Below are 25,852 nucleotides of genomic sequence, written 5' to 3'. Positions count from 1 at the left end.
TGTCGCAACACAAATGCGTAGGTTTTACGTTATTTGGCTGAGGTTTCGATTTTGCGATGCAACGAATTCGCGTCGCGACCGTTTCACACTTGCGCGTTGTGGTGCGCTGCCTCAAATGAGCAAGACCGCATATTTCCAGCATATCCCGCAACGAGGAGCCGCTTGATGGACGCGCCGTCGACAATGAGTGCAGTGCAACCCGGACGCGGCCGCGTCTTTGACTCCATCGTTGATGCGATCGGTTCGACGCCGATCGTGCGGCTGCGCCGACTGCCGCAGGCGGCAGGCGTCAACGCGACGATCCTCGCCAAGCTCGAATACTTCAACCCGGCGGCCAGCGTGAAGGACCGCATCGGTGCGGCGATGATCGTGGCGATGGAGAAGGCCGGCATCATCAACACCGATACCGTGCTGATCGAGCCGACCTCGGGCAATACCGGCATTGCGCTCGCCTATGTGGCCGCGTCGCGCGGCTACCGGCTCAAGCTCGTGATGCCGGAATCGATGTCGATCGAACGGCGGCGGATGCTGGCGTTCCTCGGCGCCGAGATCGTGCTGACGCCGGCGGCGCAGGGCATGAAGGGCTCGATCGCGACCGCGGAAGAACTGGTGCGCACGACGCCCAACGCGGTGATGCCGCAGCAGTTCAAGAACCTCGCCAATCCAGAAATCCATCGCCGCACCACCGCCGAGGAGATCTGGAACGACACCGGCGGCACCATCGACTATTTCGTCGCCGGCGTCGGCACCGGCGGCACCATCACCGGTGTCGGCCAGGTGCTGAAGCCGCGCAAGCCGTCGCTGCGGGTGGTCGCCGTGGAGCCGGAGGAGAGCCCGGTGCTGTCGGGCGGCCAGCACACTCCGCACAAGATCCAGGGCATCGGCGCAGGCTTCATCCCTGACATCCTCGACCGCTCGGTGATCGACGAGATCGTCAAGGTCAACAGCGCGACCGCGATCGAGACCTCGCGCGCGCTGGCGCGCAACGAAGGAATCCCCGGCGGTATCTCCTCGGGCGCCGCGATCGCGGCCGCCTTGCAGATCGGCAAGCGGCCGGAAGCTGCGGGCAAGACTATTCTGGCGATTGTGCCGTCATTCTCGGAGCGCTATCTCTCGACAGCGTTGTTTGAAGGAATTTGAGCCACAGGAATCCCAGACATGGCCGACCAGCCGAGACGTCCGCGAACCCTGAATGATGCCCGCAGCGAGGCCGAGGCGGCGTTCAAGCGCGCCACCACCAAGGTCGCCGACGCGGTGCCGAAGACGGTGGCCGTGCCCGGCGTCCGCGAGCAGGTCACGCTGCGGATCGACCAGGACGTGCTGGAGTATTTCCAGGAAGGCGGTCCCGGCTGGCAGGACCGCATCAATGCGGCCCTGCGCAAGGCCGCGGGGAAGTAGCGCTTTCTGGACCAGGGAGCCCGGGAGATCCCGGGCTCTCTGCTACGATAGGCAAGCTGCGCTGGACGTGGCGCGACGCGAGATCATTTCGCGTGCGCCGGCGCCTTTCCGCCCGGCGTCAGGTTCAAGAGGTTGCCGGCCAGGATCATCGCCGCGCCGAGCACCGTGTAGGCGTCGAGCCGCTCGGCATAGATCAGCCATCCGACGATGGCCGTCAGCGGCACCCGGACGAAATCCATCGGGATCACCACGGTCGCGTCGGCGTGGAGCAACGCACGCGCCATGCAATAATGCGAGAAGGTGCCGCAGAATGCGATCACGGCGAGCCAGCCCCAGGTCGACAGCGGCGGCCAGGTCCAGACATAGAGCGCGGGCCCGATGCTGGCGAGCGACTGCACCACCAGCATCCAGAACATGATGGTCAGTGTCTGCTCGGTTCGGGTCAGCGATTTGACCACGACGACCGAGATGCCGAAGCCGACGGCCGCGCCGAGCGCGATCAGCTGGCCCGGATTGATCGCGCCGGCCGGCCGCACGATGACGAGCACGCCGACCAGTCCCAGCACGATCGCGACCACCTTCCAGGATGTCATGCGTTCGCCGAGAAAGCTCGCCGCCAGGATCGCGGTCCAGATCGGCATCGTGAATTCGATCGCCACAACCTGGCCGAGCGGGATCAGGGTCAGCGCATAGAACCAGCCGAGCTGGGCGCAGAAATGGATCAGGTTACGCGCGATGTGGACGTGCACGCGTGCGGTCTTCACCACGGCAAGCCCGCCATTCATGGCGATCAGCGGATACAGCATCACGAAGCCGAGCACGCCGCGCACCGCCATCAGCTGGAAGACGTTGACCTCGCGCGTCGCCTCGCGACCGGCCACCGCCACGATCAGCATCAGCGCGAGCCAGCCGGACATCCACAGCGCGGCGCGGGTCTTTGAGGGTGTGCGATCCATGACGGAAAAGAGGTGAGGAGGGATTCCCGGTATCGGCGAGCTGCCACGAATTTGCAACGCGCAATTCCGTCGACCGGTGGTGCGCCGGCTGCGCGATCTCTGCTAAGCACAAGATGTCATTCCGGGATGGTTCGAAGAACCAGGCCCGGAATCTCGAGATTCCGGGTTCGCCCGCTTTCGCGTGCGCCCCGGAATGACAATCAGGGAGGATCTGCTCATGCGTGTCTTGCAACCGGCCGAATGGTCGAAACCCCGCGGCTTCTCGCACGGTGTCGCGTTCGACGCGCCCGGCAAATGGATCGTGCTCGCAGGCCAGACCGGCGGCGACGAGAAGGGCGATTACGCCTCCGACATGGCCGCCCAGGTCGGCACCGCGCTGAAGCGCATCGTCAAGCTGTTGAACGAGGCCGGCGCCGGCCCCGAGCACATCGTGCGCCTGACCTGGTACCTGACCAGCCGCAGCGAATACGAGGCCGCGGGCGCCGGCATCGGCGCGGCGTGGAAGGAGACGCTCGGGCGCAATTTCCCGCCGTCGACGCTGCTCTATATCGACGGTCTGGTCGATCAGCGCGCCAAGGTCGAGATCGAGGTTACGGCGTTCGTGCCGGCCGCATAGCGCCGCTGGACGCGCGCGGGGTCATTGACGCGCGGCCAAATGAAAAGCCCCCGGGGATGACCCCGAGGGCTTTTCTCGTCGCAGGACGATTGATTACTTCGACAGCGTGATGTTGGCGCCGCGGAACTGGCTGTCGGCCCTGATGGTGACCGACTGCTTGTTGCCGCTGGTGCGCATCGAGATGTCGGCGTTGAAGCCGGGGGCGCTGGCCACGACCTGGAAGTTGCCGCCGCCGCCACGACCGCGCAGATCGCCGCTGACATTGCGGCTGGATTCGCTCCACGATCCAGTCACCGCGCTGCCTTCAGCCTGTACGTCGGCCGCCAGGTTGAACTTGTAGGCGTCGCTGGCGCAGGTGAGGCTCATGGTCATCCTGGGCCCGCCGACGTGATAGGTCGCACGGCAGCGAATCCGCTCGCTGGATCCATCGTCCAGCGTGACCGAGCCGGCGCCCGACCAGGTGCCGGCCATGCCGGCGAACGGGCCGGACTGCGCATGGCCCGCCGTGCTCGCGAGGGCGGTCACGAAAAACGCGGCGGCTGCAAATGCGGGCCGCCGCGCGCTGGCGAAGAAACTTGATAGGCTGGTGATCTTACTGACGGGATGCTTCCCATCGGCCGCTGCACGGTACGCCAGCTGATGCCCCATTCCACTTCCCCGATCCGGAGTTGCCACTGAGTTGTCCGTTCGCATATGCACCATTGATCGAGACTCGCACAAGTCCCCCACTGCCGACGGTGCCGGAGATCGCCGCACCCTGTGCCGAGATCTTTCCTTCGGCGACGGTCACGGTCGAGCTCTGCGACGGCTCGCAGCTTCCGGTCTTAGTGACGACAGTGACGTTCCAAAGGCCGTCATAAGGCTGCTGAGCGGACGCGGGAGCAGCGGTGAGGGCGGCAGCCGAAGCGACCAAAATCAGGTCGCGGATGCGGATCGAACGCATGAATCAAATCCCTGTAATTTCGTGTGATGACGCGGCTTATCCTGTCACAATGTGTTCAAAATTTGCTGCGTCGCGGGAACCCCCGAATGTTCCTGTGAACTCAAACACATCATAGTGAATCTGGTTCCGGCTCAGGAACGAAAGAATCGTGTCTCCTCGTTTCTAGATGTGGTATTTTAGTACCTAGATGCGGCCTAGTGCTTGCCGGGGCTCAGGTTGGGCGCCTTGGTCGCAAACTGCTCGTCCTGCGGCTTGGCCGGCAGCGTGCCATTGACCTTGCCGTAGTCGATGACCTCGCCGAGCAGACGTAAGCCGAGCGGCGCCAGCGCGCGCTCCCACAACTCGCGGGCGGTCTCGCCCTTCTTGACGAACACCCAGTCCTGCGCGGCGATCGCGCCGGCATCCATGCGATCGGCGAGATGATAGATGCTGCCGCCGGCGATCGGATCGCCTTCCTTGATGGTCCATTCCACCGCCGCGATGCCGCGGTGACGCGGCAACAGCGATGGGTGGTATCCGATGCCGCCGAGCTTGGCGACGGCGAGCGCCTCCTTGCTGACGCGGGCGTGACTGTGGGCGGTGACGATCAGGTCGGTGCCGGGCGCGATCTCCGCGGCGGTCACCAGCTTGGGATCGGCCTGGACCACGACCTCGATGCCCGCCGCCCGGGCTGCGGCCGCCAGCCGGTCCTCGCCGTCATGGACGACCACCCTGACCAGCGTGACGTGGTGCTCGCGCAGCATGTTCAGGGTCGTCACGCCGAAATGGCGGGAACCGACGAGGGTAATGCGCATGGGATCAATTCCGTGGGGGTTACTTTGGACCTATCGAGGGCTGCCGCTATGCCGATAGCACACAGCGGCCGCCCGTTTTGCTGTCCTGCCCGTTATCAACAGGCCGGCCGGCTGGCAATGTCAGGCCGCCGGCGCCTTGCTCGCCAGCACCTTGTCGATGCGTCGGCCGTCGAGGTCGACGATCTCGAAATTCCAGCCCTGCGCGGTGGTTTTCGCGCCGGTATCGGGGATCGCGCCGAACGCGTGCAGCAGGAAGCCGGCCGCGGTCTGGTAAGGCCGCGGCGAGGGCAGCGTGATGCCGAGCAGCTCGCTGAATTCCAGCGCCGGCATCCAGCCTGAAATCAAATAGGAGCCGTTATCGCGCCTGACATAGGCCGGCTCGGCCGGGCCCTGCTCGGTATGGAAGGCGCCGACGATGGCCTCGAGGATGTCGGCGCTGGTGACCACGCCCTGGAAGGTGCCGTACTCATCATGCACGAGGCCGATATGCACCGCGGAGTCGCGCAGGATCGCGACCACGTCGCGGGCGTCGACGGTCTCCGGGATGATCGGCGCATCGCGCGTCAGCGCGCGGATGTCGGGGGTCTGGCCGGCGAGGTAGACGTCGAGCACGTCCTTGGCCTGCACGATGCCGAGCGCATGATCGCGGTTGCCGTCGAACACCACGCAGCGCGAGTGATTGCTCCTCTGCAACGTCGCCAGGATTTCGGGCGCGGGCGCGGCGAGGTCGATCAGGCTGACCTCGTGGCGCGGCGTCATCACGGCACCGACCGGCAGGTCGCCGAGCCGCATCACACCGGCGATCATTTCCTTTTCGCCGGGCTCGAGCACGCCGGCGTTCTCGGCCTCGACCACCAGCGTCTTGATCTCGTCTTCGCTGACGCGGTCCTGGGCGTCCTCGCGATGGCCGAGCAGCCACAGCAGCGACTTGCCGGAGCGGTCGAGCAGCCACACCACCGGCAGCGACAGTTTCGCCATCACCGTCATCGCCGGTGCGGCGCGCACCGCGATCGCCTCGGGATCGCGCAGCGCGATCTGCTTCGGCACCAGTTCGCCGACGATCAGCGAAGCATAGGTGATGACGCCGACGACAATGCCGACACCGGCGGCGTCGGCGACGTTGGCCGGCACGCCAAGCTCGAACAGCCATTGCGAGAGCCGCTGGCCGAGCGTGGCGCCCGAGAAGGCGCCCGAGAGCACGCCGATCAGCGTGATGCCGATCTGCACGGTGGAGAGGAATTTTCCGGGATCGGAGGCCAGCGCCAGCGCGCGGCGCGAGCCGCTGACGCCGCGTTCGACCAGCGCGGCGAGGCGCGCCGGACGCGAGGAGACGATCGCGAGCTCCGACATCGACAACAGACCGTTGACGACGATCAAGACCGTCACGATCGCAAGTTCCAGATATAACACGGGAGTCCCCAAAAGCTTCAGCGGCGTTGGCCGCCCGACGACGCCCAATATAGGCATGCCGGCGAGGTTTTGCTCTGCCTCAGCGCCTCCCGCACAAGCAGAGGGGGCGGATGGGTTGATCGCGGCATTTTGGCGCGCCGGCAGACGGACGCTAGACGAGGATCCGCAGTTCCGGCCTGGCGAACGTCCTGCCCGAAGGCAGGGGCTGGCTCAGCCGTTCGGACGCCGCCTGCAGCTGCACGCGCAGATCGGCGTTGCATTGCTTCATCTGGTTGCGCAGTTCGCGGCGGGAGAAGGCGGTGAGCGAGGGATCCGCAAGCTGCTGCCAGGCGTTGCGGAGCCATTCCTGCAATTCGCGAATATTTTGATCCAAACCGTCGGGCTGGGTCATGCTGCCAAATCCCACGAAGCGATCAGTTGCAAAGTAACGCTGATTCGCCTCGCTTCACCTAGCGCTATGTTGTGTTGGGCGCGGTCGCGGCGGGGGAGATCGGGTGTGGGCAGGCGCGTGCTGCGCGCGTCAGCGCAGGTTGCGGGGGCCGCTGCGCAGGAGATCCAGCGCGACCGGCAGCGCGAGGAACAGTGCAGCCGTCATCGATAGATCACGCGTCTGAAGCGCGGTCAGGCCGAGATCGTATTGGGCGAGATAGGCCAGTATGATCGCGATGTAGGCGGCGACGCAAATCGCGACCGCGATGCCCGCGAAGTCGGTCTTGCTGTCGGTCTCCGAGTCCATGGCGGCACCACTGCGTTGCGGGAGTGGTGTAGCGTGGCTCGCCTTCACCGACTATGAGCTGGATCACGGGGGATCGCGACACCGACTTGACGATCAGGCGCGGAAGAGGTCGCGACCAAACCTCGCTTCGGCACTCTGCCTAGCGCGGCGGGCTGCCTTGCGGTTGGCTTTCGCGCGGGAGCTTGATCGGGACGTGGGGCGAGGTGCTCACCACCCGCGGGCTTCCGTCGGAACGGGTCTGGCCGTTCAGCAATGTCTCAAGAACCAAAAAGAATTTTTCAGAAAGCATGGGCGTAGCCCTCGTCGTCTAATTTCCTTGTGTCGCGGCGCCCCGCGGAAAATTCGATCAACAAAATGCGAGTCGCACCGGCATGGCGATGCTGCGGCGCAGGGTCTTCGAGACGCAATCCGGAAAATTACCGCTGCCCGCGCCGTCAACGCAGCAAGGCTTGCGCGAAATAGTTGCCAAGTTCCTAACGATTGCCGGCGCCGCACGTGATGGCACTCACCGTTCCTTCAAGGATGCACGTTAACGATAGGCGTATGGATCGTGACCAGGACATCGACGAAGGATTCGGATCGGCACTGCGCCGCAGCTACGGCCGGCTGGCCTGGTGGATCGTGCGGCTCAACCGCGTGTTCGAGCCGTCTCGCGCGGCCGAGCCGTCGCGGACCGAGGTCCCGCCGCGCCGCGCCGTTCCGCCCCGGCGGCCGCATCCGCCGCGCCCCGAGTAACCCTCACCAGAATACCATCGTCTACTGTATCGGCAGTGCGGCCGGGCTGCTATTCATGCGCCATCCGCGGACCCCACGGTCCGCCGTTTTTGACGATGCGGCCGTGCGGCCGCGCAAGCTGCGAGGGACGGATACAATGATCGAGACGGTTGGCATTATCGGCGCCGGAACCATGGGCAACGGCATCGCGCAGATCTGCGCGGCGGCGGGGCTTGCTGTCACCATGGTGGATATTTCCGACGCGGCGGTGCAGCGCGGCCTGAAGACGGTCGGGAGCAGTCTCGAGCGCCTGGTTGCGAAGGAGAAGATGACCGCCGCCGATCGCGACGCGACGCTGGCGCGCATCGATGCCACCACCGACAAGTCAAAGCTCGCCTCCTGCGATCTCGTGATCGAAGCCGCGACCGAGAACGAGGAGCTCAAGGTCAAGATCCTCAGGGATCTCTGCGCCGGCTTGAAGCCGAGCGCGCTGGTTGCGACCAACACCTCGTCGATCTCGATCACCCGCCTGGCAGCCTCGACCGATCGTCCCGACCGCTTCATCGGGATGCATTTCTTCAATCCGGTGCCGGTGATGGCATTGCTCGAATTGATCCGCGGGTTGCAGACCTCCGACGACACGGTCGCCAAGGCCGAAGCGTTCGCCAAGCGCGTCGGCAAGGTCGCGATCACCGCGAAGAACAGCCCGGGCTTTGCGGTCAACCGCATCCTGTGCCCGATGATCAACGAGGCGATCTTCGCGCTGCAGGAAGGCATCGCGACCGCGGAGGAGATCGACGCCGGCATGAAGCTCGGCTGCAACCATCCGATCGGCCCGCTCGCGCTCGCCGACCTGATCGGGCTCGACACCATGCTGTCGGTGATGGAGGTGTTCTACACCGGCTTCAACGATCCCAAGTACCGGCCGGCGCCGCTGCTGAAGGAGATGGTCGATGCCGGTCATCTCGGCCGCAAGACCGGGCAGGGGTTCTACAGCTACAGCAAGTGATTTCCGCGCACGGCCGACCCCGTAGTCATCCGGGATGGATCGCGCCGACAAGCTCGCGTAACCACGACGTCTGATCCGCCACTGAGGCGGGGGACATCAGACACGAGGCCCGGTCTCCTAGGCACACCGGGCCTCGTGTTTTTTGTAGGCGCTTGTATGCGCCAAGCCCGTTCGCGGCAGTTTTTCCGTTTCAAGGCACGCCGTCATGCGCGGGTCACAGCTTCTTGAGCCGGCGAGCGAAAACCTCGCAGATTTGGCCTGCGTACCTACATCGACGGCTGGGTGCCGATTGAGAAGGAAGCAGGATCATGCGCAGCACGAATTGGGCGCGTCTCGCGTTCGCCGCGCTCGGGACGAGCTGGATTGTCGGCGCCGCACAGCCGGCGGCGGCCGACCCTTACGACTATCCCTGGTGCATCCAGGGCAAGGAGGAGGGGTATCCCGGTTACTGCGGTTACCAGACCTACCAGCAGTGCCAGGCGTCGGCATCAGGCCGCGCTGCGAGCTGCGGCATCAATCCGCGCGTTGCGTTCAGCCAGCCGCGCGCGGCGCCCCGGGCGCTCCGCTGAGCGGCGAGGCCGGCGGCCATCCGGCCAACAGGCACGATGGTTGCATTGGCTGTGAATGGAGAATTGGCCCCCTGGAGAGCACATGGGCGAGATCATCAGGTTCATCTCGAAGTCTGAACTGGAACGGGCGCGTCTGATCCGCGAGGCCCGCGCCAACTACGAGCGCATCTTTCCGTCGGCCGATGCGGCCGACGCGCAAGGCGCTGCCGTCGAGGGCGACGGCAGCGAGGCGTCGTCGAAGCGGTAGCCGTGGCGATTGCCCTCGGGGCGCCAGGCAGGGACAAGGCAAACGCTGCGATGTGGAAACGGATCTGGCGGGTCTGGACGATCGACAAGCCGGCGGCGCTGGGCGATTGGCTGTGGCAGATCCTGGTCGTCGAACTCGCCGCCTTGCTCGACCGGCTGACGCTGCGCAAGCTGATCGCGCTGATCCCGGTCGTCATCCTGATCGGCGCTTATTGGCACCGGATTCCGCTGCCGCCCGAGTTGATGCTGGTGGGCGATCTGCTGGCCTATATCGACATCTTCTCGATGATCTTCCTGGTCGGCCTGTTCACGCGGGTCGCGACCGTCATGGTCGTCGTCAGGCAGGCCATCGATGTCGTCGGCGGCGCGCTGCGGCGGGTGCACCGGTTCGGGATTCGTCACCGCCGCGCCAAGGACGGCCTGCGGCGCAGGCGGCGGACGCGGGCGGAGTCCGAGGACGATGACGGCGCCGTCATTGCAGGCCTGGCCTGGGCCTAATCCGGGGTCGCCGGACTGTGCCGATGCGAGCTCGAGAGATCTGTCGGAGCCGGCTGGGATCGATGAAACGCAAGACCCATCTGGAAGCTCCAGACGCCGAAGACCAGTGCGCCGGCCGCACAGGCGGCCACGAAGGCCCAATCGCGTTTCTTCATCTGGTTCAACAACCAACCCCATGCCGAATCAACCGCGGCCCGCTCCGACGACAGGACTGCCGGGCAAGACTCACGCATTCTGGGGCAGTCGGGCGCGCCTGTCGATTCGCACCGCGCGCATCGGCAGCGGTCACGCAGCGGTGATGATCACATCATGCATCCAGCAACACTGCGAATGAATCGGCCGGTGCCCGCAACAATCTTGCCAAATTTTCACTAGGTCGCGGGAGCACTCAGTTCGAAGATGCAAAACCAACCGGACGAATCGCAATGACCGAACTTGAGGAGCTTCGCTACTTCGAGCACCAGTGCCTGGAGATGGCGGAGCAATCCACGTTGCCGGATGCCCGACGCGCGCTTGAGATCCTGGCGCGCAACTACGCCACCGCCGCCGAGGTCGTCGAGCGGCGCGCCCAATCCGCCAACACCGCGCTCACGCAACTGTTTCGCTGCCTGGGGCTTTGAGGGCAATTACGGGCAAATCCGCGAATGCGAACCTGACGGAAACCTGCTCCGGTTCCCCGCCGTCAGCGCGGTTTCCGACCAGGTGGAATCCAGGGGAAATAGGGCATCGCAAGCGACTCTAACGGTCTTCCTCCGCGGGTCCGTGACAATGCGTCGAATGCGCCACGATGTTGAACAGGCGTTCAGAAAAGTTCCGAACTAGTTCCTGCAACATGCGCGGACGCCGGTCGTTGTCACGGCGTACTGGAAGGAGGATGTCATGACGAAGTTGACTTACGCACTCGCCGCCGTTGCGGCTCTCTCGATTGCGGCACCGACCATCGCCAGCGCGCAGGGCGTGGGCGTCTATATCGGCGGCGACCGCGGCTACTACGGCGATCGATATGAGGGTCGTCGCGTCTATCGGGACTATGATCGTGGCTGGCACCATGGTTGGTACAACCACCATCGTGACTACGATCGCGACCGCGGTGTAGTGATCCGTGGACACGACTGGGACGACTAGTAAGTCCCGATCTCCATCACGCGGAAGGGCCCCGCTTCGGCGGGGCCCGTCCTCGTCGGCGAGCGCCATGCGTGCCGCCCGCGCGAACAACGTTTCCTTAACCCGACTCACGCAACCTCGTCCTAGGCCGTCTGGATGGGCCGCTAGCAGAAGGCCGCCACGAGACGTTACGTGGCGGCCTTTTGCTTCTCACAGTGCTGAGGGAGACGACCGATGGACTACGGCGCCTTCACCGACGCCAGCCTGAAGATGATGTACGAAGCCATCCGCGGCGCGCTGAAAGCCGACGATGAATTCGAGGCCAACGGCGAAGACCCGAAATTCCGTGTCCGCTCGACGCCGGAGTGGAAACGGCACGCCGGCAGTCTCGAAGCCGAGATGCTCAAGCGCGGGCTCCCGCTCGAGATCATCGACTGGACAGGCGGTCAGGGCGAACTGCCGCTGACGGTGGACCCGTGAGCTCGCGGCGCCAACGCCCAGGCTATCCCTTGGGAATGGGTTTCCCGCCCGCGGGACCCATTGGCCTGGGACCGGTCAGGGGCGGCGGGCTGATGGATGGAAACGGGATCTGATCCATTTCGTGGGTTGCTTTTTCCGGTCGTTTCCCGGGGCTGATCTCATCGTCCAATGACGGGCAAATCTTTTCCCAGCCCGGACCGTAGGCCGTGTCCAGAAAATCGATTCGATCGGTCTCGAAGGTCTGCACGATCCGTTGCCTGCTGCAGGCGGAGACGATTGCGGTTTTGGCTTCTTTGCCGAGGGGACCTGTCAGCGAATAGCGCAGCGTGACCGGTGCGCCGCACCGATTGACGACAGTCCATGTCTGCAACGTGCCGTCCTTCGTCTTGACGGGGCCCGTCAGGCAGCTCTGTGCATTGGCCGTTGCGGCAAGCACGCAAGGCACGAGCCAAACTGCGACAGTCCTGGCAAGTTTCATGTGCGAGCTCCTGGCATCGCATTTTGCACGCCGAAGGAGAGATGGCTACCGCCAGGCGCTCGCCTCGCTCGCGCTCAGGAGGTATGCTGCGGCCATCCGTGGGGAGCTTTGAGGAGTGTATCCGTGCGCGTCATACGAGATGGATTTCTTTCGCTGCTGGCCTTGGGAGCGCTGACGCTGGAAGGTCACGCGCAAGCCCCGATCGCAGCATTGGAGTGCGATTTTCCAGCCGCCTCGACCGATGACTGGAACATGGCTGCCTCGACCCTGCAATACTACGTTGATCCAGCCGGAGGTTGGAAAGCGAGCCAGGATTCCTTTTCCTTCGATGGCCCGACAAATATCACGATCGGTGGCAATGATCTCGTCGCTTCGCTGTCGATCACGATTTCCCGACAGTCTGGCAAGGCGACCAAGACCCTGTCGTCGGGAGGGAAATCGCTGACCGTCAGCGGCGAATGCAAGAAAATGGCATCCGACGGACGTAAGTTCTAAGCGCATTTATCCTCGATCATTGCAACACGACCATTCGGCGGCCTCGGCTTTTCAATTTTTGTCTTCAGTCCTATCCCCGTCGGTGGAGAGTCTCAGGGCGTATCTTTCAGCGAAATCAAAAGTTCGAGCACTGTTCACGGACGGAGAACCACGGAAACAATCCGTGTGCTGATGTTTGCGCGGATTGCTCGCGCTGTTGCCACGGCGATACAGAGATACCCGCGCAACGATGCTAACCAGCCTGCATCTGAACCAAGATGGGGTTGCGTCGTGTCAGGATCTGAGCATTGGAACGGTGCGAATAGTCCTTACGCGTCCACCGGAGCGCCGCAGCCGCGCGATGAGCAGCAGCAGTTCGACCACTATCACAGGTTCGATGACGCCATCTCTCGATCGGCGCAGAGTGTCTCGAGAACCGTGATCTTGGATCGCTACAACCCGCCGGCTCGTTGATCTGGGCGGCGGCCGAGCATTCCAGCCGCGCCTGTCAGCTCTCTGTTTGCCGGCGAAGCCCACAGGATGGATTCCAGCGCTGATCGGATTTCTGTTTGGGCTATGGGAAGACGTTAGTTGGTGAGCGCGGAGGGACTCGAACCCTCGACCCCATGATTAAAAGTCGGTTCCAGCTCGTTTTCCCACCACACTGAAATTGCTCTGGTTTGTACGTGTCCGCCTCTAAGGCATTGATTCAAAAGCGCCTCTATTTGACAAATCATGACTTTGGCCTGACACTCGCTGACGGTTACTGCACTCTTTCGACCGGACACAGAGCGGACACGGGCCATGGCGAATATGCTGACGGACTCGGCGGTGAAGGCGCTTCCTGCACCCGCATCAGGCAATCGGATCACCTACGACGACGGCGACAAATGCGTTCGAGGGTTCGGCGTGCGGGTTACGGCGGCCGGCTCCCGCTCGTTCATTCTCAACTATCGCACGCGCACAGGCCGTGAGCGCCGGATCACCATCGGGCAGTACCCCGACTGGAAAACGGCCGCGGCGCGGGAGGAGGCGAAGGCACTCAAGCGCCGGATTGACCGTGGCGACGATCCCCTAGCGGACATAGAGGCCGATCGCGACGCGAAGACGGTAGCGGATCTGACCAAGCGATTTCTGGAAGAGCACTCGGAGCGCAAAAACCGGGAGACCACCACGGCGCTTTACACCGGGATGATCAACAACTGGATACTTCCGAAGCTGAAACATCTGAAGGTTGCCGAGGTCACTTTCTCGGATGTCGACGGCCTGCACGCTACCGTGACGAAGGAGGGCGGCCCCTATGCCGCCAATCGCATGCTTGCGGCCCTGTCGAAGATGTTCAACCTGGCGATCAAATGGCAGTGGCGCGCCGATAACCCCGCCCGCGGCGTCGACCGCAATCAGGAAGTGAAGCGCCAGCGATACCTGACGGGGGGCGAAATCACGGCCCTTCTGACGGCCCTCAACGAGCACGAGGACAAGCAGGCGGCCAACATCGTCCGCATGCTGCTACTCACCGGAGCGCGCCGGGGCGAGGTCCTAAATGCGACGTGGGATCAGTTTGACCTTGAGGCTGGCATATGGACCAAACCAGGGGCGACGACGAAACAGAAGACTGAGCATCGCGTACCGCTGTCGGCGCCGGCTCGTCAGCTCCTGTCGGAAATCCTCGGGCACGAGAAAGCGAAGGCCGCCAAGACGCGCAAGGAACTGGCCCCGTGGGTTTTCCCCGGGCGCGTAAATGGCGGGCCGCGCGAGGGCATCAAAGGCCCTTGGAGTGAAATCTGCGAGGCCGCTGGGTTCAAATCCCCCGTTCGCATTCATGACCTCCGCCACACCTATGCATCGATCTTAGCGAGTTCGGGACTATCCCTGCACATCATCGGACAGTTGCTCGGGCACACGCAGGCGGCAACTACCCATCGTTATAGCCACCTATTCGACGATCCGCTGCGCGCGGCGACGGAGCGGGTCGGCTCAATTGTTGAGGCTGGCAAGAGACCAGCGGCAGAGGTCGTATCTCTTCGCGATAAGTGAATTGCACGGCGGGGGCTGGCGACACTTGACCAGTGATGTCATCGAGCCCCATATTCATGTCAGTTGCTGTCGTGTAAGGGCCGCTCGGCGCGAATGCCGTGTAATCTGGCGCCAACTGCACGGCTTACCGAGAGGAGCAGCGCTCCAGTCGTCTCGTTTTCGGCACCTCCTAGGAGGTGAAGCGCAGGTATCAGCGCATCGTCCGATTGGCATAGACGACGAACCAGTATCAACCGCGCGCCGCGGCTGGGGAGGGATCAACAGGAGGTCTTTAACCCCTGGGGTCTCGCCCTATGATGCCCATGCGCATGGCGAGGTCCCATTACGCGAGGACTCGCAAGTGTCTGATACTGAAACGATTCTTACCGGTTACATCACGGAGTCGCAATTCGCAGATGGTGCAAAAATATCCGTGCGCACCGTCATCCGTTATCGCAATCAACCCGATGGGCTGCCTTACCTCAAGTTCGGCAGGCGGATCTACATCCCATTCGACGAAGCCCGTGACTGGTTACGGGCCCGGGTGAAGAGACCGAACGCCCGGCGTCGAGCGGTCTGACGCGCATCTCAAATGCGCAAACAGCGTGGTGACCGGCGCTACAGTCGCGCCCGCCACCATCTGCGGGAAATTGAGCGCGTCCTCTACGATCGCCGCGGCACAGACGACTGTGATCTCTATCTGCACCATGCGGTAGCAGAAGCAGCGGCCTGTTTTCGGCTGATGCAACGAGAGCGGGGCGAACGTCCCGACGTCAGCACCGTGCTCAAGGGCCTGGAGCTCTGGTGCGACCGAAATGCGCCGGATCTCGCGGGCTCCGCAGCAGACGTCGCCGCACGGGCCGTCGAGGATCGCTGGGGCCTATCGAAGGCAGATGACCTTGGGGGACGCCTTCGTCTTTCCGATGCCGACCGCACGCGCCTCGCCATTCGAACCATCGGTGCGTACGACGTCGACAAGAAGGCCAGGGAGACGCGCCGGCGCGAGAAGAAGCGGCTCAGGGACCGAGAGCGCGCCCGTGCCAAGCGTGCCGCAGCGGGCAAGCAAACGCGCCAAGAGTGGCTCAAGAAGAACAGCCTATCCCGCTCCAAGCCATGGATCGCTATGGGTGTGTGCAAACGGACTTATGAGCGCAGGCGGAAGGCGGGAAAGATCGCTGCGTGATCGAGGTGCCCTCAAAACCCTGTCGCAGGTGTGTCGCCCATTCCTCTTGCTATCCGTAGGAACGACGGACTTGCGACACGCTCGACGCCAGCCCCGGACGGCGCCTCTCGGCGCAGAGAGGTTCGCTACGCTCACCCGTCCGCGCACCATCAATGATGAAAAAGCTTTCTGACGGGCATGAAGGGAAGAGAGGCGGGGGTCATTATGACATGCGCCGCAGTTGTCATGACACAAGATACATAATCATGGCACATAATCTGACATCTAATTGAAATTGCTTGATTAAATACGTTAGCGATCCTACTGTGTCCGTAGGGTGTCCGCCGTCTTAATGGACGCGATGCCCAGGACATAGGAACGGGTCATATGCTCGATACTGGCCAACTACAGCGGATCGACGGCCGCACTCGCCACGCTAAGCGGCTGCGGGCGCTGATCGCCGGACTGACAGCGGACCTTGGCCGGCAGGCAACCACCGCCGACCGCGTGCTGATTGAGCGCATGGCAAGCGCGACCGTGCGTCTTGAGGCGATGGAGCGCGCTCATCACAACGGTGAGCCCGTGATTCCCGGCGAGATGACCAAATTGACTGGTGTGGTTGCCAGGTGCCATTCGGCGCTCTTTCCGAGGGCAGCCGGGCGGAAGTCAACGGCGCGCATCCTCGATCGCATCGCCGCTCAACAGCGGGGCGCCGCTTGAAGCCGAAGGTCTCGATCAGGCACGCGCTCGAAAGCCCGGATCTGCTCGGCAATGTCCTGGCCGGTCCGTCCTGGGCTGCCTGGCGCGCGGTGCTCATTGCATCGATGGGCGAGGCCCTAACCGAGGACGAACGGAAGCTCTTTCAACAGGTCACCCAGCGCAATAGCGAGCCCCTGGAGCGCGTCGAAGAGCTGTGGGCGGTTGTCGGCCGCCGCGGTGGCAAAACGCGCGCATCAGCAGCGCTGGCCGCCTATCTGGCCGCCTGCGTCGATTACTCGGACAAGCTCGCGATCGGTGAGCGCGGAATGATCCTGCTCATCGCTCAGAACACGAAGCAGGCCGGCGTGGCTTTCAACTACCTGGCCGGCGTCTTCAAAGCGGTGCCGGCGCTGGCGGAACTGGTCGAGAACGAGACGAACGACACACTGAGTCTGGCGAACAGCATTGACGTTGAGGTACGCGCTGCCAGCTTCAAGGGCCTTCGCGGCGTCACAAGCGTTGCGGTCATTGCCGACGAAGCCGCGTTCTGGTCATTGGACGGCACGGCGAACCCGGATAGCGAGGTTCTGAACGCGGTTCGTCCCAGCCTGGCCACGACCTCCGGCCCGTTGATCGTCATCAGTAGCCCACACGCAAGGCGCGGTGAACTCTGGAACACCTACCGGCGTGCCTACGGGCAGGGCGGCGATCCGAAGATCATGGTGCTGCAGGCCGCGTCCCGCACCATGAACCCGAGCTTGCCGCAGTCCGTTGTAGACCGCGCCATTGAGCGTGATCCTGCGGCAGCGTCTGCCGAATATCTGGCAGTTTTCCGCGTCGACCTTGAGCCGTTCGTTTCACGTGAGGTGGCCGAGGCTGCGATTGATCCCGGCGTGTTTGAGCGGGCACCGCTCGAGGGCATCCAATATCGCGGCTTCGTCGATCCCTCCGGCGGCAGCATGGACAGCATGACCGCAGGCATCGCGCATGCCGAGGGTCAAGTCCTGACGCTGGACGCAGTTCGTGAGTTCAAGCCGCCGTTCTCGCCTGAGGCTGTGGTTTCCGAGATTGCCGACCTCTTGAAGCGGTATCGCCTCTCGGAGGTGACTGGCGACCGATACGCCGGCGAGTGGCCCAGAGAGGCCTTCTCCCGCCACGGCATCACATACCGGCTGTCGGAGCGAACCCGCTCGGAAATCTATCAAGCGCTCTTGCCCGAGCTGAATTCCCGCAACGTGGCCCTTTTGGATAACCAGCGCCTGGTCACGCAGCTTTGCGGTCTTGAGCGGAGAACCACGCGCGGCGGCAGAGACCAGATCGACCACGCGCCGGGACAGCATGACGACCTGATCAACGGCGCTGCAGGCGCTCTGATGCTGGTGAAGCCAAGGGCAGTTCAGGAAATCGACATCGGTGGCGTCGTTCAGGTCTCCGCCGGCTCCTACGGCCCCAGCGGGGACTATCAGGACCAGGATTTTGCGAACGACGGCTTTTCCCACGCGAGTTACGGGCGTGGCTCAAGCACACTGGGGCTTTGAGATGAGCTGGTGGCAAGAGCGCGGGATAATCAGCCGCTGGCTTGTATGGGCCAATGATGCCCTGGCCGCTGCCCCGGTGCTCGTTCCTGCGACCATTGCCGGCGGCGAATGCCTTTCGTCAGCTGCAGTTATACCGCGAGGAATGCGAGCGATTGCTGCGGCGCTCCCGCCAGAATGGGATGCCAGCGACATCTCGTTTCAGATCAGCTTCGACAACGTCACTTTCTATGAAGCCACAAGCGCCAGCGAGACGACGATAGGCCCGGAAATACTTCCCGGCGCCGGCCGCGCAAACTTCGCCTTCTTCCTACCGGTCTGGTCGCTCCTTCGGGCGCCGTACCTGAAGATCCGCAGCGGCTCGGCCGCCAATCCAACACCACAGGTCGCCGAACGCATCGTTCAGGTGATCGCAGTCAACCACAACAGTAGTGACCATTGAGAGATCACGATGAGATCTGCAGCTGAACTGGAAAACGAACTCCGGGCCATCATTGCCGAGATCGGCCGGCTCGAGAAAGTCTGGGACGCCAATCGCGCGATCACCCACAACGACTACAACCATTTCAAATACGCGAAAGAGCGGAATGAGGAGAACCGTCAGCGCGCCGATCGTCGAGAGGCCGCATCTGCCGAGATCAGGCGCCTGGAAGGCGTTGCCGCAGGACTCCGCCGCGAGCATGCCCGGGCTCGCGATGCCGAGCTCGCCCCCAAGCCGGTAGAAGCGCCATCCAAGACCACGGCGCAGATGGCTCAGGTTACGCAGAACATTCGAGACGGCCAGGCGGCTATCGAGGATCTGCACGCGCGCCAGCGCGAGGTCGTCGTGTCCGCGGCGGCCGGCGACAAGGCCGCTGGCAAGAAACTCGAGGAGCTGAAGATCGCCGAGATGCGCGCGGTCAACGCGATCGACGTTGGCCTCGATGCGATCGAAGTATTGGAGGACCGACGCGCCGAGGAACTGCGCGAATTTGCCGAGCGCGATGCTGATTCCAAGTTCGCTGCGGCCCAGGCCGTCGTCGGTCAGATGCTTGATTGGTCTGCCGAGACGCAGCGCCTCCTCAACGAGCTTGCGGCCCATTTCGGCAAATCACCGGCGTTGCAGATCGCGCTCATGAAGAGCGGCGCCGACGTCAATACGGCCATCACCGGCAGCATTTTCAGCAGAGCGTCGAACAACCGCGCCGCTAAGGCAGCCGGCCTGCAGGCCATCTTTGACATTGATACCACCGTCAAGGCGGTGCCGCTCGACGAGGCGTTTCGCAGCGCTCTGAAAGTGGCCGTCAGACGTCCGAACCCGAAGGAGAAAGCGGCATGACCGTACAAACCGATATCGATACTGCCATGGCGTCGCTCAAGTCCGCCATCGCTGCCTATGCCGCCGCCGACGGCAACCAGCTGGTGCTGGCGCGTTGGCTGGTCGGGCAACTCAAGGACTCAGACCAGGGCGTTGCCCGCGCGTTGATGAGCGCCGGCACCGAGTTCATCGCGAATGCGCCCGACCGTCGTTCATTCGCAAACGTTGGTTGATCGGAGAGCTGCCATGAACTTTGGAAAAGCCGCCGAGGCGGACTGGAGCGAGGCGCTGGACGCCTACGCAAAGCGTCACAACTTGACGCGCTCAGCGGCCGCGGTGGAGTTCGCGACCACTGCCGAAGCGAACGCTATCTACAAGCGGATAACGCGAACGCCGCGCAGCGAAGCGATCTCGAAGGCTGCGGCCGTCGGAAATGTTTCCGCAGAGCAGCTTGCGAAGTCGGCCTTCCCTGATCTGAGCACCGCGGACGCCATGGTGTCGTGGCTCGGCACCGATGCGGGCCGGAAATTCTACAACGAGAGCATGAACGCGAAGGCTGCTGCAGAGCAGGGCGCGTGAGAGGACTGCCGCTTGTTTCACTTCCGAGCGGCGACGCCAGGCCACCGTGCGTTAACGGAGCAAGTCTTTCCAGATCAATCCTTTCTGGCGAGCGATGATATGTGCCTACTAAACTTGACCGGCGCCGCGAAATTGCTGGTTCCCAGCGGCGTCGCCGGTCCTTTTCTTTTCGGAGCCTAAATGGATCTCGCCAAGGTTGGTTTCGCGGCAGACACGTCGCCGCTCAAAGATCTCACGACGGCGATCGACAACACGAAGACGTCCGCGCAGAACCTCAACGCCGAGCTTGCGAAGACCAAGCCTGCCGCAGATCAAGCATCGGCTGGCGTGAGCCAGGTTGCGGACTCGGCCACCAAAGCCAGCGCCGCGCTCGACAAGACCGCCACAACCGTTCAGCAAACGGCTTCCAAAACGGCGGACCTTGCGCAGAAGCTCGGTCAGTTGCCAGATGGCACGGCGAAAGCTGTGCAGGCCGCGGAGCAGCTGGCGGCATCGCTGGTCAAGATCGGCAATGAAGGTGGAAAGACCGCTAGCGTCAGCCAACAGCTCGAGCAGATCGTTTCGAAGACTGGCGTATCCTATGCTCAGGCCAGCCAAGCGCTGCAGGGCGCAATCGCTGCACACAATGCGGCGTCAACCGCGACGGCATCGCACGCGAAGTCCGCCGAAACCTTGGCTGGGGCGGCCAGCGGTGCAATCCCTCCGATCGTCAATCTCGGTCAGGCGGCCGGTGCTGCTGGAAGCGGTCTTAGTGGCCTTGGCGCAACCGCCCGCGGGCTCGGATTGGACGTCGCCGGTGTGGCCGCGGGAATTGGAGCGGCCGCTGTGGCCATTCAGAAGGCCGGCGATGAGGTCGTCAGGCAGCAGTCCCGCTTCACCTCCATCACGGGCAGCGTGAAAGAAGGCGCGGCTGCTTACAATCTGATCCGGCAGAGCGCAAAGGACGCAGGTGTCGACTTTGCGTCGCTCTCCTCGGCCATCGAAAAAGCCCAGCAGGGCACAGACAAGATGAGCAATAGCTGGCCCGTGATTCGTCTCGGCGCCAGCCAGGCATCCACTGACATCCGCAGTCTGACCGACATGTTCACCACGCTGAACAAGGTCATGCAGATCGCGGGTGCCACTTCGCAGGAAGAGGCGCAGGTCCAAGCAACCCTGGCGCAGGGCATCCAGCAGAATGGGGGCCTGACGCTCGACACGTTCCAGAAAATCAGAGACGTAATGCCGCAAGTGGCACGTGCGATCTCGAGCGGTTTCGGCTTTCAGGACATCAATCAGTTTCAGAAGCAGCTGGCGCTGACTCCCAAGTCGCTCACTGACCTGGAAACAGCAATTGCCGGGATCAAACCCAAGGTCGATGCGGCCTTTGATCCGAACGCACCAAAGACGTTCGAGCAGTCCATTCGAGATATCAAGAACGAGTGGCAAAGCCTGCTGACCACACTGTCGCAGGATGGCGCGTTCAACTTCGTTACGTCTCAACTGTCGAAGTTCAACCAGAGCCTCGACGCCACCATCAAGGAAATCCAGACCCTCATCGGCTGGTACAACCAGCTCAGCGCCGCCGCTGCGACTGGAGGTCCGACCGCCGCCCGAGACCTGGCTGGTGCTGGCGCATTCGGAAACAGTTCGGATGCGGCCGGCCTAAACACAGCACCCGCTGCGCCTGCGACGACCACGTCCGGCAACGGCTTCAACTTCAGCCAAATGTCGTCAAGCGACTACTCGTTCGACAACTCGTCCTTCATCAGCGACAGCGTAGCCAACAGCTTCATCGGCAATTTCGCCGATGGCGGCAGCTTCGTCGTGCCTGGCAGCGGCGGCACCGACAGTTTCAGCGCGTCGATGAACCTGACGCCCGGCGAGATCGTGGACATTCATCCGCCCGGATCTCTGACCGGGGTCGGAGATGGCGCGACGCAGACGCCTGCCGATATGTCGCCCGGTGGCGATCCGAGTGGCATTAAGGCTGCAACCGACGTTCTGGCTGCCAACATCGATCAAGACCTAAAGACCCAGACTGCGGCTCTGACCGAGCGGATCAATGCCTCGACGGCGTCGATCACGGCTGCCGTCAATTCCGCTGCATCCAGCATCACCGCCGGACTCAAGACGGCGACTGCCACCACGCCAGCTAAAGCTCCGACGTCAGCCGGCGGCACCACGTCGGCAACCTCGTCCAGCACATCGCTCGGCTCGTCTGCCGGCGGCCTCGGCGGCGTGACCGGCGTTACCTGGCCGACGGATGACTGGTTCGCCACCGACGACCAAAAGAAGAAGTCCAGCGGCAGCTCGCAGAGTCAAAGCCAACAGCAGGCACCAGCGCTGTCTGCCGCTCAGGCCATCCAGGCTGCTCTCGCTGGAATGGGTGTAAGCCAGGGGCAGGCTCGCGGTGTCAGGGGTTATCAGGGGAGCTTCCCCGTATCCGGGTCGGGTCTTGATCCCTTCACGGGCCAACCCGGACTGTCCTCAGCAACTGACCCGCAGAGCCTGCGCGATGCAGCAGTGTCGGGCCTCGACAACGTCTATACGAAGGATCAATTCAACAGCAATATGAATGATCAGGTGGCGGCGTTGAAGCGCGACTTCGACTCGCAGGCTGCGCTCAACCAGAACATCGCGGACCAGAACGGAGGTTTGAAGACCCCGCGCGACTACGGATCGCCCACTGGCGTATCGACGAACTATCCGCCTGCCGTGCTCGGCCACTACGACGATAACATGGCGTTCGTCCCGAACAACCCCAGCAAGGTTGGGCCGGGTATGACGCCTTTGACCAACGACTACACATTTGCGGGCCAGACGAATCCGCTTCCTTATCAGCCCGGCATCAGCACGCCGCTCAGCTTCCCCAAATACTATAACGACCTCAAGAACGGTGCGATTGACAAAGTCCCGCTGCCGCAGCCACGGCCGCCAGAGGCCGACCAGGCCGCCAAGCAAGACCTTGACCAGCAAACAAATGCGCTGAAGCAGGCGCAGGACAACGGTTCCAAGTCCATCTCCGATCAGGTCAAGAGCAACGCCGATCAGTCCAAGGCGATCGGCGACAAGACCAATACGTCCCTCGGCGATATCTCCAAGTTCTCAAATGATCAGCTGCAGAGCCTCGACGCGGTCGATCAGTCCACCAGGGACAGCACCGACGCAACGCAGGCCGGCACAGATGCCACCAAGGAAGGCACCAGCGCCACGCAGGACGGATTCAAGACAACTGCTGACGGGCTCTCCGGCGTCAAGGATGTCGGGTCGCAGGCCAACGACAGCATCGGCAAAACTACCGACGCCGTCTCTAGCGGCTCCAGCAGCATTGTTGACGCTGTCAATTCTCTTGGCTCGGCACTATCAAACGCCGCGAGCAATGCTGCAGCGTCCGGCGCAAGGGGATTCGGCTCAGACGTTTCCGGCACCAGCGGTCTGTCCGGGTTCTCCAGCGGGTCGTCGTCTGGCAGCGGAGATATCTCTAGCGATGGCATGCCATCCTCCGGATTCGGCGGAGACAGCGGCTATACACCGCCCCCCATAGACTCGCCCCCCATAGACTACGCATCGCAGCTCGCAGCCGGCGAACTTGCGCTCGCCACCGGCGGCCAGTTCACTGTTAAGGGGCCAGGTCACACCGATACTGAAAAGGTCGAGTTTTGGGCAAGCCCGGGCGAGGTCGTCACCGTAACCCCGCCCGGCGGGACGCCTCCGCCGAATCCGACATTTGGCTCCGCCCCTCAGACAAAGAATGGTGCGCGCGCATTCGCTGCCGGCGGGCAGATTACGCTTGGCGGTGAGTTTGGCACGCCATCGCTCAGTCAGACATCAGCGGATCTAATCAGCGCCCACGTAGCCGCCAAGCTGAATGACCAAAGCGCGGCCCTCGGCGACAAGATCGACGCAGTAGGCCAGACCATCGCCGATGCAGTATCCGCCTCGACGGACTCGATCCGGTCTTCGATCGGCGCGCTGTCGAACGCCATCCCCGCCGTCGGCGGCGCGACCGCGACGACATCGGTCGCGACGGGACCCGATCCGGTAGCACTCGCAGCGGCCAAGCAAGCAGCGCTGCAAAATATGCTGGCAGCCACGGGGCCGAGCACCATTGCTGTTCCGGCAACGAGCGGTATCACCACCACCGCCGCGCTCGGTGGCGTGACGCCGAGCTTCGCGAATGGCGGCCAGCTGGCAGTCAGCAGTGATGTCACCGGAAGCACCGCGTCGATCGGCACGGACACCCTGTCGTCCGGGCTTGCGGCCAAGTCCGACCAGCAGACCGCAGGCGTCAAGGCCAAGCTGGATGCCATGGGCAACCGGATTATTGCCGCAGTCAACTCCGACAGCGGCGTGATCATCACCGGCATCAACGGCGTCAAGGATCAGTTCAACGCATGGCGAAGTTCGGTAAACATTAGCGACAAATCGTCGTCGTCGTCGTCGTCGTCAGCCTCCGGCGTATCCAATGGTACGACGGGCGGCTTCTTCTCACCATTCGGCGTGAATGGGATCAGCGTCAATGCCGTCTTGGACAACTCCAATCTTAGTGGTGGTGCGTTCGGGCTCGCCTCATCTGGCGGCGTCAGCGTCAACAATCCTTTAGGAAAGCTCGGGGCCTATGCCACCGGCGGTCAGTTTGTCGTCACCCACGGCATGGCAGACGGTGGCGTTCTCACTGTTCCGGGAGGGAGCAGCGGGACGGACTCGGTGGACGTCGCGGTCAAAGCTGCCCCTGGCGAAAAAATCTTCGTCATGCAGCCGGAAGACGCCGAACGACTGAAGCAGTCGCAGAACATCCAGCATGTCACCCCGGAGCCACTGAAGAACTATCTCGGTGATAGCGCTGCGATCCCCGGCAGTTCCGGCTCTCTTGGCACGGGGCAGTCTTCGGGCAACGCACCTGTTGCCGCCAACAGCAATGGCGCATGGGGGCAAGGAGCAGGCGGCTCTCCGATCACCATCATCGTGCAGGACAAGGTGCAGGCCGACGACTTCATCCGCTCGCGCGCGCAGATTCAGAGGGCGATGCGCGGATGATCACCCTTGAAGCAAGAACGCTGGTGCTGGAGCTCATGACGAGGTCGCTCCTCACCATGTACGTGGCCAACAGCCGGGAGCCGCTGGGCGTTATCGATCAGTGGTCCCGGGAATTCGAGGACACACTGACAAACCTGGTGACCTTCAACGGCGCCGACGAGGCCCAGGGAGCGGCCTTGCGCAAATCAATGCTGGCGATCTTTGAGGACAACATGGCGGGCATCCGTGCCCGCATCGTTACCGATGCCCAACAGGAAGCCGCGGCCGCTAGTGGAATGAGGAACTGATGCGACGAGGTACGATCACCAGCTGGCGCGCCGACCGCGGCTTTGGGTTCATCCGGCCCGATGATGGAGGGCCCGACATTTTCCTACATTTCCGCGGACTGGCGCCCGGGCATCGCGCAGCCGTCGGCGCCCGCGTCGTCTTCGACACCGAATACCACCGCGATGCCGGCCGCGATCGTGCGGTGGATGCTACGGTGGAATAGGGGCCAATGGTCGAGTGCGCAGCACGGAAGGCAGGACGGCCGCCAGACGCCGCCGGCAGGGCTGTGGTGCGGCCGCCGGCCAAGTGCGGCACGAAGCCCCGACAAGGCCGGGCCTCACTGGCCGCCTTCCTGAGCCGCGGCGAATGGCCAACACTCGCGATGAAGGCAGAGCTTGAGCGTACCTCGGCGGAGACGCTGGATCGGCTGCTGGTCGAGCTTGAGGCGGGGCAGGTGGACGAACCAACCCGGCGCCGGCTGGTCCGGCTGATCTACCTCCACGGCCCCGAGCACGCGATCCTGCTGATGCGCGCGGTTGCTGAGTCTAGCAATGGACCGGCCGCCCTGATGGAGCCCGTCGTTACGGCCGTCTCCGGGGTTATGTCGCGCCGTCCGGATTGGCCGGCGAAGGGACTGGCATGGATCGAGGCCTTCGACGGCATCCCGTTGGTGGGACTTGTTGAGGCGATGCGATCCCTGGAGGCGTTCGAGGAGCGGGATCTGGCTGGACACCTCCAGGCGAGCATCACTACCAAGCTGCGTCGTGCGCTCGATCCGCCACCGGTGCCGCCGAAGCCGAAGCGGGCGTACACGAGGCGTTCTCCCAAAGTCCTCTCGCACACCTAACGGTTG

At 63.3% G+C, this 25,852-nt stretch carries 33 protein-coding genes; 25 read left to right on the top strand and 8 right to left on the bottom strand.

Features of this window, described 5'->3' with window-relative positions; translation table 11 throughout:
* Positions 1–165 precede the first annotated feature (165 nt).
* The gene (gene cysK / locus ACVW17_RS28055) at positions 166–1,140 is read left to right on the top strand and encodes a cysteine synthase A (RefSeq protein WP_456754880.1); all 975 of its coding nucleotides are present in this window, start codon (positions 166–168) and stop codon (positions 1,138–1,140) included.
* A gap of 18 nt (positions 1,141–1,158) precedes the next feature.
* Positions 1,159–1,398 carry a BrnA antitoxin family protein gene (locus ACVW17_RS28050; protein WP_050400483.1) on the top strand — a complete coding sequence of 80 codons (240 nt, stop codon included), beginning with the start codon at positions 1,159–1,161 and terminating at the stop codon, positions 1,396–1,398.
* Positions 1,399–1,481: 83 nt separating this feature from the next.
* On the opposite strand, the gene ACVW17_RS28045 is transcribed toward ACVW17_RS28050, so the two are convergent.
* Positions 1,482–2,354 (bottom strand): DMT family transporter, encoded by an 873-nt coding sequence (locus ACVW17_RS28045; protein ID WP_456754879.1) that lies wholly within the window; start codon positions 2,352–2,354, stop codon positions 1,482–1,484.
* Between the two features lie 217 nt (positions 2,355–2,571).
* On the opposite strand from ACVW17_RS28045, the gene ACVW17_RS28040 reads away from it, so the two are divergent.
* Positions 2,572–2,970: a RidA family protein gene (locus ACVW17_RS28040; protein ID WP_456798125.1), complete on the top strand. Its 399-nt coding sequence runs from the start codon at positions 2,572–2,574 to the stop codon at positions 2,968–2,970.
* 93 nt (positions 2,971–3,063) lie between these two features.
* On the opposite strand, the gene ACVW17_RS28035 is transcribed toward ACVW17_RS28040, so the two are convergent.
* From ACVW17_RS28035 to ACVW17_RS28010, 6 genes are all read right to left on the bottom strand, one after another.
* On the bottom strand, positions 3,064–3,618 hold the full coding sequence (locus ACVW17_RS28035; RefSeq protein WP_456754878.1) for a hypothetical protein: 555 nt from the start codon (positions 3,616–3,618) through the stop codon (positions 3,064–3,066).
* On the bottom strand, positions 3,563–3,913 hold the full coding sequence (locus ACVW17_RS28030; protein ID WP_456754877.1) for a hypothetical protein: 351 nt from the start codon (positions 3,911–3,913) through the stop codon (positions 3,563–3,565). The genes ACVW17_RS28035 and ACVW17_RS28030 overlap by 56 nt, the downstream gene beginning before the upstream one ends.
* Positions 3,914–4,107: 194 nt before the next feature.
* On the bottom strand, positions 4,108–4,707 hold the full coding sequence (locus ACVW17_RS28025) for a formyltransferase family protein (protein WP_456754876.1): 600 nt from the start codon (positions 4,705–4,707) through the stop codon (positions 4,108–4,110).
* Positions 4,708–4,827: 120 nt separating this feature from the next.
* Entirely contained in the window at positions 4,828–6,117 is a 1,290-nt protein-coding gene (locus tag ACVW17_RS28020; RefSeq protein ID WP_456754875.1) for a hemolysin family protein, read from the bottom strand.
* A gap of 151 nt (positions 6,118–6,268) precedes the next feature.
* Entirely contained in the window at positions 6,269–6,508 is a 240-nt protein-coding gene (locus tag ACVW17_RS28015; protein ID WP_456754874.1) for a hypothetical protein, read from the bottom strand.
* Between the two features lie 129 nt (positions 6,509–6,637).
* Positions 6,638–6,853 carry a hypothetical protein gene (locus ACVW17_RS28010; protein WP_456754873.1) on the bottom strand — a complete coding sequence of 72 codons (216 nt, stop codon included), beginning with the start codon at positions 6,851–6,853 and terminating at the stop codon, positions 6,638–6,640.
* Between the two features lie 543 nt (positions 6,854–7,396).
* Between ACVW17_RS28010 and ACVW17_RS28005 the strand changes: the two genes are divergently transcribed.
* From ACVW17_RS28005 to ACVW17_RS27970, 8 genes are all read left to right on the top strand, one after another.
* Entirely contained in the window at positions 7,397–7,588 is a 192-nt protein-coding gene (locus ACVW17_RS28005; protein WP_456754872.1) for a hypothetical protein, read from the top strand.
* A gap of 55 nt (positions 7,589–7,643) precedes the next feature.
* Positions 7,644–8,576: a 3-hydroxybutyryl-CoA dehydrogenase gene (locus ACVW17_RS28000; RefSeq protein WP_456754871.1), complete on the top strand. Its 933-nt coding sequence runs from the start codon at positions 7,644–7,646 to the stop codon at positions 8,574–8,576.
* A 308-nt stretch (positions 8,577–8,884) separates the two neighbouring features.
* Positions 8,885–9,145, top strand: a complete 261-nt coding sequence (locus ACVW17_RS27995) for a DUF3551 domain-containing protein (RefSeq protein ID WP_456754870.1) — start codon at positions 8,885–8,887, stop codon at positions 9,143–9,145.
* 82 nt (positions 9,146–9,227) lie between these two features.
* Complete coding sequence (locus ACVW17_RS27990; protein WP_456754869.1) at positions 9,228–9,392, top strand: hypothetical protein; 165 nt, start codon at positions 9,228–9,230, stop codon at positions 9,390–9,392.
* 50 nt (positions 9,393–9,442) lie between these two features.
* Positions 9,443–9,889, top strand: a complete 447-nt coding sequence (locus tag ACVW17_RS27985; RefSeq protein ID WP_456754868.1) for a hypothetical protein — start codon at positions 9,443–9,445, stop codon at positions 9,887–9,889.
* A 425-nt stretch (positions 9,890–10,314) separates the two neighbouring features.
* Positions 10,315–10,509, top strand: coding sequence for a hypothetical protein (locus ACVW17_RS27980; protein WP_456754867.1), 195 nt, complete (start codon positions 10,315–10,317; stop codon positions 10,507–10,509).
* A gap of 259 nt (positions 10,510–10,768) precedes the next feature.
* Entirely contained in the window at positions 10,769–11,014 is a 246-nt protein-coding gene (locus ACVW17_RS27975; RefSeq protein WP_456754866.1) for a hypothetical protein, read from the top strand.
* A gap of 213 nt (positions 11,015–11,227) precedes the next feature.
* Positions 11,228–11,473 (top strand): hypothetical protein, encoded by a 246-nt coding sequence (locus ACVW17_RS27970; RefSeq protein ID WP_456754865.1) that lies wholly within the window; start codon positions 11,228–11,230, stop codon positions 11,471–11,473.
* A gap of 22 nt (positions 11,474–11,495) precedes the next feature.
* Here the strand turns inward: ACVW17_RS27970 and ACVW17_RS27965 are convergent, their stop codons facing one another.
* Positions 11,496–11,951 carry a hypothetical protein gene (locus tag ACVW17_RS27965; protein WP_456754864.1) on the bottom strand — a complete coding sequence of 152 codons (456 nt, stop codon included), beginning with the start codon at positions 11,949–11,951 and terminating at the stop codon, positions 11,496–11,498.
* A gap of 123 nt (positions 11,952–12,074) precedes the next feature.
* On the opposite strand from ACVW17_RS27965, the gene ACVW17_RS27960 reads away from it, so the two are divergent.
* The 14 genes from ACVW17_RS27960 (at position 12,075) to ACVW17_RS27895 (ending at position 25,846) form a co-directional block, all read left to right on the top strand.
* A complete protein-coding gene (locus ACVW17_RS27960; RefSeq protein WP_456754863.1) occupies positions 12,075–12,446 on the top strand; it encodes a hypothetical protein in 372 nt (123 codons plus the stop codon).
* Between the two features lie 783 nt (positions 12,447–13,229).
* Positions 13,230–14,462: a tyrosine-type recombinase/integrase gene (locus tag ACVW17_RS27955; protein ID WP_456798124.1), complete on the top strand. Its 1,233-nt coding sequence runs from the start codon at positions 13,230–13,232 to the stop codon at positions 14,460–14,462.
* A 340-nt stretch (positions 14,463–14,802) separates the two neighbouring features.
* Positions 14,803–15,021 carry a helix-turn-helix domain-containing protein gene (locus tag ACVW17_RS27950; RefSeq protein WP_456798123.1) on the top strand — a complete coding sequence of 73 codons (219 nt, stop codon included), beginning with the start codon at positions 14,803–14,805 and terminating at the stop codon, positions 15,019–15,021.
* Positions 15,022–15,033: 12 nt separating this feature from the next.
* Complete coding sequence (locus tag ACVW17_RS27945; RefSeq protein ID WP_456798122.1) at positions 15,034–15,624, top strand: hypothetical protein; 591 nt, start codon at positions 15,034–15,036, stop codon at positions 15,622–15,624.
* Positions 15,625–15,990: 366 nt separating this feature from the next.
* Positions 15,991–16,323, top strand: coding sequence for a hypothetical protein (locus ACVW17_RS27940; protein ID WP_456798121.1), 333 nt, complete (start codon positions 15,991–15,993; stop codon positions 16,321–16,323).
* Positions 16,320–17,840, top strand: coding sequence for a hypothetical protein (locus ACVW17_RS27935; RefSeq protein ID WP_456798120.1), 1,521 nt, complete (start codon positions 16,320–16,322; stop codon positions 17,838–17,840). Before ACVW17_RS27940 ends, ACVW17_RS27935 begins: the two co-directional genes overlap by 4 nt.
* Before the next feature lies 1 nt (position 17,841).
* On the top strand, positions 17,842–18,279 hold the full coding sequence (locus ACVW17_RS27930) for a hypothetical protein (RefSeq protein ID WP_456798119.1): 438 nt from the start codon (positions 17,842–17,844) through the stop codon (positions 18,277–18,279).
* 9 nt (positions 18,280–18,288) lie between these two features.
* Positions 18,289–19,155 carry a hypothetical protein gene (locus ACVW17_RS27925; protein ID WP_456798118.1) on the top strand — a complete coding sequence of 289 codons (867 nt, stop codon included), beginning with the start codon at positions 18,289–18,291 and terminating at the stop codon, positions 19,153–19,155.
* Positions 19,152–19,367: a hypothetical protein gene (locus tag ACVW17_RS27920; RefSeq protein ID WP_456798117.1), complete on the top strand. Its 216-nt coding sequence runs from the start codon at positions 19,152–19,154 to the stop codon at positions 19,365–19,367. The genes ACVW17_RS27925 and ACVW17_RS27920 overlap by 4 nt, the downstream gene beginning before the upstream one ends.
* 13 nt (positions 19,368–19,380) lie before the next feature.
* The gene (locus ACVW17_RS27915; RefSeq protein WP_456798116.1) at positions 19,381–19,713 is read left to right on the top strand and encodes a hypothetical protein; all 333 of its coding nucleotides are present in this window, start codon (positions 19,381–19,383) and stop codon (positions 19,711–19,713) included.
* Between the two features lie 180 nt (positions 19,714–19,893).
* Complete coding sequence (locus ACVW17_RS27910; RefSeq protein WP_456798115.1) at positions 19,894–24,732, top strand: tape measure protein; 4,839 nt, start codon at positions 19,894–19,896, stop codon at positions 24,730–24,732.
* On the top strand, positions 24,729–25,019 hold the full coding sequence (locus ACVW17_RS27905; protein ID WP_456798114.1) for a hypothetical protein: 291 nt from the start codon (positions 24,729–24,731) through the stop codon (positions 25,017–25,019). Before ACVW17_RS27910 ends, ACVW17_RS27905 begins: the two co-directional genes overlap by 4 nt.
* Positions 25,019–25,222 carry a cold-shock protein gene (locus tag ACVW17_RS27900; protein WP_456798113.1) on the top strand — a complete coding sequence of 68 codons (204 nt, stop codon included), beginning with the start codon at positions 25,019–25,021 and terminating at the stop codon, positions 25,220–25,222. Before ACVW17_RS27905 ends, ACVW17_RS27900 begins: the two co-directional genes overlap by 1 nt.
* Before the next feature lie 159 nt (positions 25,223–25,381).
* Positions 25,382–25,846 (top strand): hypothetical protein, encoded by a 465-nt coding sequence (locus ACVW17_RS27895; protein ID WP_456798112.1) that lies wholly within the window; start codon positions 25,382–25,384, stop codon positions 25,844–25,846.
* The last annotated feature ends 6 nt before the right edge of the window (positions 25,847–25,852 follow it).

The sequence above is a fragment of the Bradyrhizobium sp. USDA 4473 genome, from assembly GCF_054063335.1.
Note: the sequence above shows the minus strand (reverse complement) of the source record. Positions and strands in the feature narration are given on the sequence as shown.

Excerpts from the sequence above, each read along its gene's own strand:
- cysK (WP_456754880.1), top strand. The coding sequence starts at position 166 with ATGGACGCGCCGTCGACAATGAGTGCAGTGCAACCCGGACGCGGCCGC.
- ACVW17_RS28050 (WP_050400483.1), top strand. The coding sequence starts at position 1,159 with ATGGCCGACCAGCCGAGACGTCCGCGAACCCTGAATGATGCCCGCAGC.
- ACVW17_RS28045 (WP_456754879.1), bottom strand. The coding sequence starts at position 2,354 with ATGGATCGCACACCCTCAAAGACCCGCGCCGCGCTGTGGATGTCCGGC.
- ACVW17_RS28040 (WP_456798125.1), top strand. The coding sequence starts at position 2,572 with ATGCGTGTCTTGCAACCGGCCGAATGGTCGAAACCCCGCGGCTTCTCG.
- ACVW17_RS28035 (WP_456754878.1), bottom strand. The coding sequence starts at position 3,618 with ATGGGGCATCAGCTGGCGTACCGTGCAGCGGCCGATGGGAAGCATCCC.
- ACVW17_RS28030 (WP_456754877.1), bottom strand. The coding sequence starts at position 3,913 with ATGCGTTCGATCCGCATCCGCGACCTGATTTTGGTCGCTTCGGCTGCC.
- ACVW17_RS28025 (WP_456754876.1), bottom strand. The coding sequence starts at position 4,707 with ATGCGCATTACCCTCGTCGGTTCCCGCCATTTCGGCGTGACGACCCTG.
- ACVW17_RS28015 (WP_456754874.1), bottom strand. The coding sequence starts at position 6,508 with ATGACCCAGCCCGACGGTTTGGATCAAAATATTCGCGAATTGCAGGAA.
- ACVW17_RS28010 (WP_456754873.1), bottom strand. The coding sequence starts at position 6,853 with ATGGACTCGGAGACCGACAGCAAGACCGACTTCGCGGGCATCGCGGTC.
- ACVW17_RS28005 (WP_456754872.1), top strand. The coding sequence starts at position 7,397 with ATGGATCGTGACCAGGACATCGACGAAGGATTCGGATCGGCACTGCGC.
- ACVW17_RS28000 (WP_456754871.1), top strand. The coding sequence starts at position 7,644 with ATGCGCCATCCGCGGACCCCACGGTCCGCCGTTTTTGACGATGCGGCC.
- ACVW17_RS27995 (WP_456754870.1), top strand. The coding sequence starts at position 8,885 with ATGCGCAGCACGAATTGGGCGCGTCTCGCGTTCGCCGCGCTCGGGACG.
- ACVW17_RS27990 (WP_456754869.1), top strand. The coding sequence starts at position 9,228 with ATGGGCGAGATCATCAGGTTCATCTCGAAGTCTGAACTGGAACGGGCG.
- ACVW17_RS27985 (WP_456754868.1), top strand. The coding sequence starts at position 9,443 with ATGTGGAAACGGATCTGGCGGGTCTGGACGATCGACAAGCCGGCGGCG.
- ACVW17_RS27980 (WP_456754867.1), top strand. The coding sequence starts at position 10,315 with ATGACCGAACTTGAGGAGCTTCGCTACTTCGAGCACCAGTGCCTGGAG.
- ACVW17_RS27975 (WP_456754866.1), top strand. The coding sequence starts at position 10,769 with ATGACGAAGTTGACTTACGCACTCGCCGCCGTTGCGGCTCTCTCGATT.
- ACVW17_RS27970 (WP_456754865.1), top strand. The coding sequence starts at position 11,228 with ATGGACTACGGCGCCTTCACCGACGCCAGCCTGAAGATGATGTACGAA.
- ACVW17_RS27965 (WP_456754864.1), bottom strand. The coding sequence starts at position 11,951 with ATGAAACTTGCCAGGACTGTCGCAGTTTGGCTCGTGCCTTGCGTGCTT.
- ACVW17_RS27955 (WP_456798124.1), top strand. The coding sequence starts at position 13,230 with ATGGCGAATATGCTGACGGACTCGGCGGTGAAGGCGCTTCCTGCACCC.
- ACVW17_RS27945 (WP_456798122.1), top strand. The coding sequence starts at position 15,034 with ATGCGCAAACAGCGTGGTGACCGGCGCTACAGTCGCGCCCGCCACCAT.
- ACVW17_RS27940 (WP_456798121.1), top strand. The coding sequence starts at position 15,991 with ATGCTCGATACTGGCCAACTACAGCGGATCGACGGCCGCACTCGCCAC.
- ACVW17_RS27930 (WP_456798119.1), top strand. The coding sequence starts at position 17,842 with ATGAGCTGGTGGCAAGAGCGCGGGATAATCAGCCGCTGGCTTGTATGG.
- ACVW17_RS27925 (WP_456798118.1), top strand. The coding sequence starts at position 18,289 with ATGAGATCTGCAGCTGAACTGGAAAACGAACTCCGGGCCATCATTGCC.
- ACVW17_RS27920 (WP_456798117.1), top strand. The coding sequence starts at position 19,152 with ATGACCGTACAAACCGATATCGATACTGCCATGGCGTCGCTCAAGTCC.
- ACVW17_RS27915 (WP_456798116.1), top strand. The coding sequence starts at position 19,381 with ATGAACTTTGGAAAAGCCGCCGAGGCGGACTGGAGCGAGGCGCTGGAC.
- ACVW17_RS27910 (WP_456798115.1), top strand. The coding sequence starts at position 19,894 with ATGGATCTCGCCAAGGTTGGTTTCGCGGCAGACACGTCGCCGCTCAAA.
- ACVW17_RS27905 (WP_456798114.1), top strand. The coding sequence starts at position 24,729 with ATGATCACCCTTGAAGCAAGAACGCTGGTGCTGGAGCTCATGACGAGG.
- ACVW17_RS27900 (WP_456798113.1), top strand. The coding sequence starts at position 25,019 with ATGCGACGAGGTACGATCACCAGCTGGCGCGCCGACCGCGGCTTTGGG.
- ACVW17_RS27895 (WP_456798112.1), top strand. The coding sequence starts at position 25,382 with ATGAAGGCAGAGCTTGAGCGTACCTCGGCGGAGACGCTGGATCGGCTG.